Origin of the sequence: Aromatoleum tolulyticum, from assembly GCF_900156155.1 — a bacterium.
GTDB lineage: Bacteria > Pseudomonadota > Gammaproteobacteria > Burkholderiales > Rhodocyclaceae > Aromatoleum > Aromatoleum tolulyticum.
Genome location: NZ_FTMD01000010.1, coordinates 115286 through 127489 on the forward strand (window position 1 = coordinate 115286; position 12204 = coordinate 127489).

The window sequence follows — 12204 nt, forward strand, 5'->3', positions numbered from 1 at the left end:
GCCGTCCTTACGGCTCCTGCGGCCGTTCGCGGAAGTGCTCTTCCGCGAGCTGCGCCGCCACCGCCCACAGCGCCGGCGCGCCGCGCTCGATGGGCGGGCGGCAGCGCGCCTCGACCTGCTCGAGGGTGACCTCGCATTCGACCCAGGTGCCGCCGTCGGTGGCGGCGTTGTGCAGCATCGGCTGGAAACGGTCGAGCGCCTTGGCGAATCTCGCATCATCGCTCTCGGCCGCCTCGAACTCGAACCACAGCTCGCGGAATTCGGCCGCCTGGGCGTCGGGCAGCAGGCCGAAAATGCGCTCGGCGGCCAGCCTTTCCCGCTCGGCCTGGCCGGCGTGCGTCGACGGCATGTGGAAGGGCACGTCGCCCGCGTCGATCTCGACGATGTCGTGGATCAGCAGCATCTTCACGACGCGCACCACGTCGACCTCGCCGGCGGCATGCCCGGCGAGCACCAGCGCGTAGAGCGCGAGGTGCCAGGAATGCTCGGCGCTGTTCTCGCGCCGCGAGCGGTCGATCAGCGGCGACAGCCGGACGATGCTCTTGAGCCGGTCGATTTCCTTCAGGAAGGCCAGTTGCCGTTGCAGGTCGGATACGTTCACGGTGCTGCGGACTCGGTGAGGCTGCGGGGCCGGAAAGTCTACCAGAGCCCGCAGCTTCCCTTCGTCTCCGCCCGAAGCGCACAAAATGAAAGGACCGGATGCCTCCGCTCCCGGTCCTGTCTGGTCACAGCGGCCCGCGCGCCGTCACTTCTTCTTCGCCGCCGCGACCTCCTTGTTCATCGCGTCGATGATCGGCTTGAAGGGCCCGAACTTGTGCTGCTCGGCGGTGAAGCCTTCGCGGTACGGCGGGAAGTGCGCATCGACGACCTTGTTGATGCGCGCCGGGAAGTCCGCCTCCAGACCCGCCTTCTTCGGGCGCGGCTGGCTGTTGATGAAGGCCGCCACGTCGAACGCCTGCTCGTCGGTGAGGACCGGCGCCTCCGCCGTCACGCCCTTGGGCATGTTGTTGCGGATGAAGCGCGCCGCCATGATCACGCGGTTCATGCCGGCGCCGTCGTTGTAGCTGTCCGGCCCCCACAGCGGCGGATTCACGTAGCCTTGCGCATCGCCGGCCTGTCCCACGCGCACGCCCTGGCCTTCCGGGCCGTGGCAGGCGACACAGAACTGGTCATACACCTGCTTGCCCTGCACCGGGTCGGCCGGACGGTCCGGGAACTTGCCCGGCTTCGGCAGCCCCAGGCCGGCCACGTTGGCACCGACCGGCACGTTCGTCGACATGAAGCGCATGTAGGTCGTCATCGCCTTCATCTCGACGCTGTCGAGCGGCAGCCGGCGCCCGTTCATCGACCGCTCCATGCAGCCGTTGATGCGTTCCTCGATCGTCTGCACCGAGTCCTCGCGCGCCTTGTAGGCGGGATAGCCGACGTAGGTGCCGACGAAGCCGTTGCCGTCCTTTTTCGCGCCGCCGTCGAGGTGACAGGTCGTGCAGCCGAGATTGTTGCCCGCAAAGCGCTTGGCGGGATCGGCAACCTCGGGTCCGATGTACTGATAGGTCTTCAGCACGAGATCCCGGCCCATGCGCACCATCTGCCCGTACTTGTCGTTCGGCAGCTTGTCGACGTCCGGCACGACCCACGGATACGCCGCCGGTGCGGCAGGCGCGGCCGCTGCGGGCGCCGCTGCGGCCGGAGCCGGCTGGGCCGGCTCGGCCGCAATCGAAGATCCCGCGGCTGCGACCAGAGCCACCGCCAATACATTCAGTTTCGCACTCATCGTTGCCTCCGTCCCGATTGGTCATCCAGGAGGGAACCGTCGTTTCCGGATCCCGCTTCCTTGGTTTGCACAATAGACGGACGGCATTTACCCAGGAATTGGTATGAGCGTCTGTTTCGCTAGATCAATCTCCCTATGGATGAACATCACCAGAAAGGCTACAGAACCGGTCTCGCACCGTGACGACGACTCCGTCCGCCGACGCACTGGCGTCATATGTCGATCGGGGCGGCACGCGGGATGTGCCCGACGCGCGCGCGGGGCACGCGTCCGGCCGAAGTACCGCATCCTCGACCTGCGTGCCCGCAGATGTCATGCGAAACGCATTTTCAGTGTAGCGCGGGCGTCGAGTTCGCCTGTACCGATCGGGCCGCGGCATTTGAATCGCCCCGCCAGCCGCGCGACAATGTGTTCCAAGGCTGCACATGCGGGTGAATGCCGATGGACAAACCGGAGATGACCGAATGGACCGGCTCGTCGCCGACCCCGCCCCCGCCGCGCCGCTTGCCAGAGTGATGCTGCGGCTGACGATCGCCTTCATCCTCATGCTCGCGGGGGTCACCATGTTCCAGGACCAGTCGCTCTACTACCCTGACAAGGCGCCGCTGGAGGCGCTGGTCTCGGGGCCGCTGCGTGCATGGCCGACGCCGGATGACTTCCGCGGGCTCGTCGCCGAACCGGCCGGCCCCGTGCGCGGCACCGCGGTCGTCTTCCACGGCAATGCGGGCCACGCCGGCCACCGCGGGTATTACGCCGCGGCGCTCACACGACTCGGCCTGCGCGTGATCCTCGCGGAATATCCCGGCTACGGCCCGCGCGACGGCGAGCCCGGCGAACGAGCACTGGTCGATGACGCCGACGCGACCGTGGCGCTGGCCCATCGCCTGTACGGGGCGCCGCTGCTCCTTGTCGGGGAATCGCTGGGCGCCGGCGTCGTCGCGGCGGTCGCCGAGCGCCAGCGCGACAGGCTCGCGAGCCTGCTGCTCGTCACGCCGTGGGACAGGCTCGAAAACGTCGCCACCTTCCACTTTCCGTGGCTGCCCGTGCGATGGCTGCTGCATGACCGCTACGACAGCGCCGCTCACCTCACATCATTCGACCGCCCGGTGCTGGTCGTCGTCGCGGAACGGGACAGCATCGTGCCCGCGCGCTTCGGCGCTGCGCTGTACGAGGGACTGACGGGTCCGAAACGCCGGATCGTCGTGCCGGCGGCCGACCACAATGACTGGGTCGAGCACGTCGACGACCGCTGGTGGAATGCGGTCGTGGCGTTTCTGCTCGGGGAGGATCGCTGACCCGTTGCCGGATCGTCCGCCGTGCAGCGCCAGGAGGCGCCGCGCGCAGGCAGGGTGACCGACGACGGCTCGCGGCTCCCGGCCCCGCAGCGGAGGGCGGGTCAATCCGCCTGCGATCGTTTGCGAAAGTGATCGGCGGCCATCCCGGCCGCAGCCTCCAACGGCGCCGGCCCTCAGGCGCTGACGATCTGGTCGGGCCCGAAGACTTCGTAGTGCACGCGTCCTGCCGGCACGCCCCACGAGAGCAGCGTGTCGCGCTGTTTCAGCATGAAGGGCAGCGGGCCGCACAGGTAGTAGTCGGCATCGGCGAGCTCGACCCGGTCGCGCACGCGTTCGAGATCGACGACGCCCTCGAAGTGGTAGTCGCGCCCGGCGACGTCCGCCGCGTCCGGAGCATCGTAGAACACGACATGCTCGACATGCGCATGCTCGGCCGCGAGCTGCTCGACGTGTCCCTTGAGCGCGTGCACGCGGCCGTTGCGCGCGCCGTGGACGAAGACCGCGCGCCGCTTCGTCTGCGCAAGCGCATTCAGCATGCTGATCATCGGCGTAAGACCGACGCCGCCGCTGACCAGCACGACGGGCGTGGTCCGCTCCTCGTCGAGATAGAAGTCGCCATAGGGTGGCGACAGTCGGACGCGGTCGCCCGCATTCACCGCGTCGTGCAGGCGATTCGACACGACGCCCTGCGGATCCAGGCCCTCGCGTTTGACGGAGATGCGGAAATAGCCGGTGTTGGGCGCTTCGGACAGGCTGTACTGGCGGATCTGCTCGTGGCCGAGCTCGGGGATGTACAGCACGAGGCTGACGAACTGCCCCGGCACGAAGGGCGGCAGCGCGCCGCCGTCGGCCGGGCGGAGGTAGAAGGAGGTGATGAGCTCGCTCTCGCGCTCCTTGCGCGCGACGGCGAATTCGCGCCAGCCATCCCAGCCGCCGGGGGCCGCGGCCGCCGCGCGATAGAGTTCCGCTTCGGCAGCGATCAACACGTCGGCGAGCTCGCCATAGGCCTCGGCCCAGGCGGCGACGATCTCGTCGGTCGCTGCAGCGCCGAGGACTTCGCGGATCGACGCGAGCAGGTGGCAGCCGACGATCGGATAATGCTCGGCCCGGATGCCGATGCTCGCGTGCTTGTGTGCGATGCGCGACGCAACCGGCGCCAGTGCCGCCGGGTTTTCGATGTTCTGCGCGTAGGCGAGCACGGCCTGCGCGAGCGCCTGTTGCTGTCGACCGCCGGCCTGGTTGCCGAGATTGAAGATGTTCTTCAGCTCCGGCTCGTGCGCGAATAGCCGATCGTAGAAATGCGTCGTCAGCGCGAGGCCGTGAGCCTGCAGCGCGGGAACGGTTGCGTGGACGAGTTCGACGGTACGTCTTGATGCCATCGGGGGGTCATTCCTATAAGAGTCATATTATTTGCATCTTTTCAGCCGCGAGCGTACACGCATGTCCGGGCGACTGCAAGGGCGTGAAGCAGTCGAATGGGACAGTCACGCCGAACCGCCAGGCGGCGCGAGAAACCGTTAGCGTGCACCGTGCCGCGACAGGACGGCGCACGCCAGGCGGAACGCGGCGAGCGCCCCCCTGCCGCCCGATGCGCTCAGCGCATGATGCCGAGGATCTCCCGCGCTTCGTCCGGCGTTGCCACCGGCCGCTCCATCTCCCCTGCGATCCGGGCGACGCGCGCGACGAGCTGGGCGTTGCTGGTCGCGAGCTCCCCCTTGCGGTACCACACGTTGTCCTCGAAGCCGACGCGCACATGGCCGCCGAGGGCGATCGCCATCGCGGCGAGCGGCAGTTGCGCGGCACCGATGCCGGCGACGGTCCAGGTCGCCTCCGGAGGCAGCTGCGAGCGCAGGAACATCAGCGACTCGGGCGTGCCGGCCATCGCGCCGGGGACGCCGAGCACGAGATCGACATGCACCGGCCCCTCGACGACGCCCTTCTTCAGCCAGCGCTGCAGGCTGTGCAGCATGCCGGCGTCGAAGATCTCGAACTCGGGTTTCACGCGGAATTCCTTCATCGCGGCGAGGAAGGCTGCCATGTCCGCCGGATGGTTGAGGAACACGTCGTCGCCGAAGTTCACCGAACCCATCGACAGCGTCGCCATCTCGGGGCGCAGCTCGACCGGCGCGAGGCGCTCGGCGGCCGTCATGCCGACGGCACCGCCGGTCGACACCTGCACGATCACGTCGCAACGCGCCTGGATTTTCTCGATGATCTCCGCGTAGATCGCCTTGTCCTGCGTCGGCGTGCCGTCGGGACGGCGCGCGTGCACATGCACGATCGAGGCGCCCGCCTGCGCGCACTCCTCGGCGGCGCGGGCGATCTCGTCGGGCGTGAGCGGCAGCGCGGGCTGCTGCTCGCGGGTGACTTCAGCGCCGGTCAGCGCGGCGGTGATGATGAGCCTGTCCATGACGCGCTCAGCGCACGTTGCGCTGGCACGCTGCCGGCACGACGCAGGTGCCGGACGCGCGGCAGACGACGATCGGCTCGGGCAGCACGTCGCAGGCCGACGGCTGGCCTTTGACACCGGCCGGGACGATGACCTTGCGCGCCTCGAACGCCATCTTGCGCGAGGTCTTGCCCATCGCAACGATGCGCCCGGTGGCCTCGATGAAGTCGCCGGCGCGCACCGGCGCGAGGAACTCGACACTGTCGTAGGCGACGAACAGACCCTCGTCGCCGTCGCTGCGGATCAGCAGTTCGGTGGCGACGTCGCCGAAGAGTTGCAGCATCTTCGCGCCGTCGACGAGGTCGCCGGCGTAGTGGGCGTCGTGGGAGCCCATGCGCAGGCGGATCATGCTGGTGATTTCGTTCATGGAGTGTCTCCTTGCAGGGCGAAGAAGCGCAGCGCATCCCGCCGGATGTTGTGATTGGCGGGATACGCCTTCGGCTCCTCCCGCCCTACGATTCATCGCTTCATACGGCGTGGCGTTTGGTCCATTCGTGGATCGCAAAGGACGCGACGTCCTCGGCGTAGGATTTGGTGCCGAAACCGGCGTCGTAGCCGAGCTCCTTGGCGAGTTCGTGCGAGATGCGCGGGCCGCCGACGACCAGGATCACGCGGTCACGGATGCCTTCGGCCTCTAACAGGTCCGAAAGGCGCGTGAGGTTGTCGAGGTGGATGTTCTTCTGCGTGACGACCTGCGACACGAGGATCACGTCGGCCTGCTCCTCGATCGCGCGCGCTACGAGTTCCTCGGAGTCGACCTGCGCGCCCATGTTGATCGCGCGTACCTCGTGGTAGCTCTCCAGCCCCTTGTGGCCGTTGTAGCCCTTCATGTTCATGATCGCGTCGATGCCGACGGTGTGGGCGTCGGTCTCGATGCAGGCGCCGACGACGACCATCTTGCGCCCCATCTTCTCGGCGATGAGCGCGTTGATCGCGTCCTTGTCGAGCGTCTCGAACTCGGGCTTCGCGACCTTGATGCGCGAGAGGTCGACGCGGTGCTTGCACTGGCCGTACAGCACGCAGAACGAGAAGCCCTGCCCCATGTCCTCGGCGTGGACGACGGCCGGCTCGTCGAGGCCCATCTCCAGCGCGAGCTGGCGCGCGGCTTCCTTCGCGTTTTCGTCGAGCGCGACCGGCAGCGTGAACGAGAGCTGCACGCGGCCGTCGTTCATCGTGTCGCCGTAGGGCTTTACCCAGTTTTCGGTGATCTGTTGTTGGGTCATGTCAGTTCACTCCCGCCAGCATCAGGTCCGGGAAGGGGTTGTAGTAGTCGGCGGATTTCGCGATCACGCCGTCGAGGCCCTTGCCGCCGTCCATCGTGCGCGAGATGTCCGCGAAGGTGCCACGACCGATGGCCGCCGGCAGGCCGATCTTCTCGATCTCGGCGAGGATGCCAACGGTCTCGGCGAGCACCTGCTGCGCACGCGACTCGATCCTGCCGCCGGCCCTGAATTCGACCTCGTCGTGCAGGTCGCGCATCGTCCCGAACACGTACTTGGCGTTCTGGATCGCGAGGAAGCGGTCCTGGATGAAGGGCGTGTGGATCGCCTCGGTCATCATGCCGAGCAGGTGGATGTTCTGCCCCGTGAGCGTGCTGACGACGTTGAACAGCGCGTCCTGGATGTGGCCACGGAAGATGTTGCCGGTCATGTGCTTCGTTGGCGGCATGTACTTGAGGCACGCTTCCGGGAAGACCTGGCGCACGAGCTGGGCGTGGGCGACTTCCCACAGGAAGCCGTTCTCGAGGTCCGGGTTGATCTCGAAGGCGTGGCCGAGGCCCATCTGGTCGGGCTTGAGGCCCGAGATGTAGGCGAACTGCTCGTTGATGAGCTGGGACGCGAGCACCGTGTGCGCGGCGTCGAACGCGTCGGCGGTCGTCAGGTAGTTGTCCTCGCCGGTGTTGATGATGATGCCCGCGTAGGCGTTGACCGTGCGCGAGAAGAACTGGTCGATGAAGGTGCGCTTCATGTTGATGTCGCGGAAGATGATTCCGTACATCGAGTCGTTGAGCATCATGTCGAGACGCTCCATCGCCCCCATCGCCGCGATCTCGGGCATGCACAAGCCGGAGCAGTAGTTCGTCAGGCGGATGTAGCGACCGATCTTCGTGCCGACCTCGTCGAGCGCGGCGCGCATCAGGCGGAAATTCTCCTGCGTCGCGTACGTGCCGCCGAAGCCTTCGGTCGTCGCGCCATAGGGGACGTAGTCGAGCAGGCTCTGGCCAGTCGAGCGGATCACCGCGACGATGTCGGCACCCTGCTCCGCGGCGGCGCGCGCCTGGACGATGTCCTCATAGATATTGCCGGTCGCGACGATCAGGTACAGCCAGGGCGTGCGGGCTTCGCCGACCTTTTCGATCTGCTGCGCGCGGAGGACGCGCTGGGCGGCGATGTGGTCGCACATCTTTGCGGCGATCGCTTCGGCGGACTGGCGCGCGGCCTTGTCGTGCTTCGGACGGGCGAGCACGAGCTTCCCGGCTGCGACGGCTTCGGCGACCTGCTGCGCGGTGAGGTTGTGCTCGGCCATTGCGCCTGCGACGACCGCCGCCGCGCCATGTTGCAGCAGCCCCAGCTCCTGCAGGTGGCTCACGAGACGGTTCGGCAGCGGGATCTGATTGTCGTCGACGCCATCGACGCCCATCAGGCGCAGCGTCGCGCGCTCGACGGTGGTCGTCGTGAACTGGCTCATGTCGTCGAACACGCGGTGCGCGATGCGGCGCGCCGACTCGCGTGCGCGGTCGATCTGGCCCTGGTCGAGATTGAGTCGGGTCATTCAAGAACTCCTTCGGTGTATTCCTCGCGCATCACGTCGGCCACGACGTGATCGGGGAAGGCCCGGCGTCCCGCGTCGAGGAAGTCCCCGGCGTCGAAGCTGCCGCCGAGCGGCGAAAACGGGTTGAGGGTGATGCCGGCGATGCGGATGCCGCGGAAGGCCGCGAGGCAACCGCCCTTTGCCGTGAAGGTCGCGACGTCGGTCGCGTCGATGAAGAGCTTGGTGCCGTCGGCGACGACAACGGAGAGCCCCGGATGGCGCGCGAGCAGCGTGTTGAGTGCGTGCCACAGCGCGCGGCCGACCGCGCCGCTGACGGCGATGGTGGCGATCGCGGGCTCATCGAGTCCGAGCAGCGTCGAGGCCGCGTTGAGCGTCGGAATGCTGGCGTCGAACACAGCTTCGCCGGCTCGGTTCCACACGCCGATGCCGCCGTGCGTGAAGACGGCGCGGCAGCGCGTCGCCAAGGTCTCATCCACGGACGGAATGCCGAGGATCGCGAGCCGGTCGCGCGTCTTGCGGATCACGTCCGGGATGCCGCCGCCTATCGCCGCGCCGGTCGCGAGCACGACCCCGTCGGCGATCGCGGGCGAGGCGTGGTGGCTGCGACCGAGCGCGCCGTCGAGCAGCACCAGCGCGCAGCCGCAGCCCTTGAGGATCGCGATCACCTTGTGCTGGTCGGAGCTGCGCGACGCTCCGGCGATCTCCATCTCGCCGTGGTCGAGCGCGCGCACGATCAGGATCTCGCCCATCGGGCTGTCGATGCCGGTCGTGCCGATCTGCTTCCAGCGCACCTTCGCGCGCAGCAGCGTGTCGCGCGCGGTCGCGACGAGGCTGCCGGGCCAGACGAGCACAGGCGGCTTCGGGATCATGAACACCTGGTCGCGATCCTCGCCGTCACGGCCGATCGACGTGATGCCGACGCTGACGCCCTGCACATGCGCCTGCGCGAGGAGATGGTTCAGGCACACCGTCTTGCCGGTGTTCTTCGTCATCCCCAGCACCGCCAGCGTCGTCATGCCGGCCGCGCGGATCTCGCGCCACAGCGCACTCCCGGTCATGGCAAACGCCTCAGACATAGAGCGTCTCGAACAGGCGGCGCAGTGTGGGCGATTCGCGCAGCAGTTCGAGCGCGAGCACCGCATGACCCTTCGCGTAGCCGTTGCCGACGATCATCTCGACGTCCTTGCCGACGCCTTCGGCGCCGAGCGCAGCGGCCGTGAAGCTCGTCGCCATCGAGAAGAAGTAGATCTTCCCGCCGTCGCGCGTCGCGAGGATGCTGCCCATCTCGGTGTTCGGGATGTTCACGCAGTTGATCACGACGTCCGCCATGCGCCCGCCGGTCAGATCCGCGATCGCCTCCATCATCGCCACCGCATCGGTCGCATCCGCCCGCAGCGCGTGATCGACCCAGCCGAGCTCGCTCATGCGGCGGCAGTCCTTGTCGAAGGGCGACACGCCGATCACGCAACCGGTCGGGCCGGCGCGCTTCTTCGCCTCGTACACGCATAAGGTGCCGGACTTGCCGCCTCCGCCGACGACCACGACCGTGTCGCCCGGACGCACGAGGCGCGCCGTCTGCGCCGGTGCGCCGGCGACGTCGAGGATCGCGAGCGCGACCTTCTCGGGGATGTCCTCGGGCAGCTTTGCGTACAGGCCGGTCTCGAACAGGATCGCCTCGCCGTCGATCTCGATCTGGTCCTTGTCGACATGGATGCTGCGGATCGCGTCGATGCGCAGCGGCGTCAGCGACAGCGAGACGAGCGTCGCGATCCGGTCGCCGACTTCGAGGTCGATCTTGCCCACGAGCGCCGGCCCGATCGCCGCGACACGCCCGATCAGCATGCCGCCCGAGCCCGTCACCGGGTTGTGCATCTTGCCGCGCTGGCCGACGATGTCGCGCACGATGGCCGCGATGCGGCCGAGGTCGCCCTCAGCCTCCGTCTTGATCTGCGTGAAGCTCGCGGCGTCGATGTTGAGCGCGGAGACGTCGATCAGGATCTCGTTGTCGCACAGCGCCATCGTGTTGTCTATCTTCCATGCGCCTTGCGGTAGCACGCCTTGGGGCTCGACGACGCGATGCGTGCCGTAGGGGGAACCATGCTTCATGCTGCTCCCCTTACGCGCGGCTTTGCGACGGGACGCGGAAGTCGAGACCCAGGCCCGGCATCTCGACGGTATCGCCCTTGTAATTGCGGCACTTGATCGTCGTGCCCTGGCCGTCGCGGCGGATCTCCTCGGTCACGTAGGTCGGGATGATCGGCAGCTTGCCGAGACCGCCCAGGCCATCGACGACAAAGGTCGGCACCGCCGGACCGCTGATCCAGCCACGGATCCCTTCGTAGAGTTCGAGCATGCGGTGGTAGGGCACGATGAAGTGATGCGCGCCCTCGACCATGTCGGTCGAATAGACGTAGTAAGGCCGTACGCCCATCTCGATCGCCTGCATGAAGAGCTCGCGCAGCACGGCGACGTCGTCGTTCACGCCCTTCAGGCACACCGTCTGCAGCCCCATCATGATGCCGGCCTTCTGGATCAGCTTGACGCGCTCGCGCAGCAGCGGCGTGATCTCCTTCGGGTGGTTGATGTGGATATTCACCATCTGCACGCGATGCTTTTCGAGGATCGCGCACAGCTCCGGCGTCACGCGGGTCGGCAGTTGCACGACCATGCGCGAGCCGATGCGCAGGAAGCGCACGTGCGGCGCGCGTTCGCGGATCGCGCCGAGGATGTAGTCGAGGCGCTCGTCGTCGAAGGTCAGCGGATCGCCGCCCGACAGCAGCACGTCGTCGATGTCCTTGTTGCTGGCGATGTAGTCGATCGAGCGCTCGATCTCGTCCTTGTGCACCGAACCGCTCGGCTGCGACACCATGCGTTTGCGGGTGCAGAAGCGGCACAGCGTCGAGCAGGTGTTCGACACGAGGAACAGCACGCGGCGCGGGTAGCGGTGCACGACGCTGGTGCCGGGCACGGTATCGCCCTCCTCGCCCAGCTCGTCGAGCAGTGTGGTGAAGCCGGCCTTCTGCTCCTCGTGGCGCGACGGCAGGTACTGCAGGCGGATCGGACAGTTCGGATCGTGCGGATCCATCAGCTTCGCCATGTAGGGCGTGATCGACACCGCGAACTTCTCGTACACGGTCTCGTTCACGTCCTCCATATTGTTCAGGACGTCCTTCAGTTCGGAGTGGTGGGTATAGCGGCGGGCGAACTGCTTCTGCCACGGTTCGGACGCCGGATCGTAGGCTTCCAGTTCGGCGCGGCTCAGCAGTTGGCGGGGAGAGATGACGATTTTTTGCAGCATTTTCCTGTCCCTTTTGTTCGTCGTTATGAATGGCCGCGGGGGCCTGACGAAGACGAGTTTAGGGACGGGCCGCGCCAGCCTGAACAGGCAAAGTGCCTTTGAACATGCCCGCAAATCAGTCAAAATGACCGACATTCGGACAATTTGATCTTTACCCTGCAAAACCCATGGACGAACTCGACCGCCAGCTCATCGAGCTACTCAAAGTGAATGCCCGCCTGCCCGTCGTGAAGATCGCGCAGGCGCTCGGCTGCGCGCGCAGCACCGTGCAGTTGCGCCTGAAGGCGCTGGAAGATTCGGGAACGATCAGCGGCTACACCGTCAGCGTGACGAAGCCGCAGTCATCGCGTTCGATCCAGGCGATGGTGCTGATCTCGATCGAGTCGAAGAACGAACCCGACGTCGTGCGTGCGCTGCGGAAGCGCCACGAGATCACCAAGCTCTACTCGGTCAGCGGCCGCTACGATTTGTGCGGCATGCTGGAAACGGAAACCACGCACGAACTCGACGCGGTCATCGACCGTGTGCGGGCGATCAGGGGCGTGGTGGATACCTTCTCGACGATATTGCTGTCGACGAAGCTGGACCGGCCGGGCTGACCGCGATCCGGCTCCGC

General features: G+C 67.0%; 12 protein-coding genes. 2 read left to right on the plus strand and 10 right to left on the minus strand.

Translation table 11 applies throughout. The features are described from left to right. Positions 1 to 7: 7 nt before the first annotated feature. On the minus strand, positions 8 to 601 hold the full coding sequence (locus BW991_RS15650; RefSeq protein ID WP_076603046.1) for an HD domain-containing protein: 594 nt from the start codon (positions 599 to 601) through the stop codon (positions 8 to 10). Between the two features lie 144 nt (positions 602 to 745). Next, positions 746 to 1774, minus strand: a complete 1029-nt coding sequence (locus BW991_RS15655; RefSeq protein WP_076603047.1) for a c-type cytochrome — start codon at positions 1772 to 1774, stop codon at positions 746 to 748. Between the two features lie 464 nt (positions 1775 to 2238). On the opposite strand from BW991_RS15655, the gene BW991_RS15660 reads away from it, so the two are divergent. Further along, entirely contained in the window at positions 2239 to 3069 is an 831-nt protein-coding gene (locus BW991_RS15660; RefSeq protein WP_076603048.1) for an alpha/beta hydrolase, read from the plus strand. A gap of 173 nt (positions 3070 to 3242) precedes the next feature. Here BW991_RS15660 and hmpA read toward each other — a convergent pair whose 3' ends face one another. The 8 genes from hmpA to BW991_RS15700 all read right to left on the minus strand — a co-directional run bounded on the left by hmpA (position 3243) and on the right by BW991_RS15700 (position 11588). Beyond that, positions 3243 to 4448, minus strand: coding sequence for an NO-inducible flavohemoprotein (gene hmpA / locus BW991_RS15665; RefSeq protein ID WP_076603049.1), 1206 nt, complete (start codon positions 4446 to 4448; stop codon positions 3243 to 3245). Positions 4449 to 4663: 215 nt separating this feature from the next. Further along, entirely contained in the window at positions 4664 to 5479 is an 816-nt protein-coding gene (gene kce / locus BW991_RS15670; RefSeq protein WP_076603050.1) for a 3-keto-5-aminohexanoate cleavage enzyme, read from the minus strand. A gap of 7 nt (positions 5480 to 5486) precedes the next feature. Beyond that, complete coding sequence (gene kal, locus BW991_RS15675) at positions 5487 to 5885, minus strand: 3-aminobutyryl-CoA ammonia lyase (RefSeq protein WP_170879119.1); 399 nt, start codon at positions 5883 to 5885, stop codon at positions 5487 to 5489. Positions 5886 to 5985: 100 nt separating this feature from the next. Further along, a complete protein-coding gene (gene kamE, locus BW991_RS15680; protein WP_076603051.1) occupies positions 5986 to 6741 on the minus strand; it encodes a lysine 5,6-aminomutase subunit beta in 756 nt (251 codons plus the stop codon). Between the two features lies 1 nt (position 6742). Next, positions 6743 to 8290 carry a lysine 5,6-aminomutase subunit alpha gene (gene kamD / locus BW991_RS15685; RefSeq protein WP_076603052.1) on the minus strand — a complete coding sequence of 516 codons (1548 nt, stop codon included), beginning with the start codon at positions 8288 to 8290 and terminating at the stop codon, positions 6743 to 6745. Beyond that, the gene (kamB, locus tag BW991_RS15690; protein ID WP_076603053.1) at positions 8287 to 9366 is read right to left on the minus strand and encodes a lysine 5,6-aminomutase reactivase subunit KamB; all 1080 of its coding nucleotides are present in this window, start codon (positions 9364 to 9366) and stop codon (positions 8287 to 8289) included. The genes kamD and kamB overlap by 4 nt, the downstream gene beginning before the upstream one ends. Next, positions 9359 to 10396 carry an L-erythro-3,5-diaminohexanoate dehydrogenase gene (gene kdd, locus BW991_RS15695; protein ID WP_076603054.1) on the minus strand — a complete coding sequence of 346 codons (1038 nt, stop codon included), beginning with the start codon at positions 10394 to 10396 and terminating at the stop codon, positions 9359 to 9361. The genes kamB and kdd overlap by 8 nt, the downstream gene beginning before the upstream one ends. Before the next feature lie 10 nt (positions 10397 to 10406). Further along, positions 10407 to 11588 (minus strand): KamA family radical SAM protein, encoded by a 1182-nt coding sequence (locus BW991_RS15700; RefSeq protein ID WP_076603055.1) that lies wholly within the window; start codon positions 11586 to 11588, stop codon positions 10407 to 10409. A gap of 167 nt (positions 11589 to 11755) precedes the next feature. Here BW991_RS15700 and BW991_RS15705 point away from each other — a divergent pair, with 167 nt between their 5' ends. Then, positions 11756 to 12187, plus strand: a complete 432-nt coding sequence (locus BW991_RS15705; RefSeq protein ID WP_050414936.1) for an Lrp/AsnC family transcriptional regulator — start codon at positions 11756 to 11758, stop codon at positions 12185 to 12187. Positions 12188 to 12204: the final 17 nt, after the last annotated feature.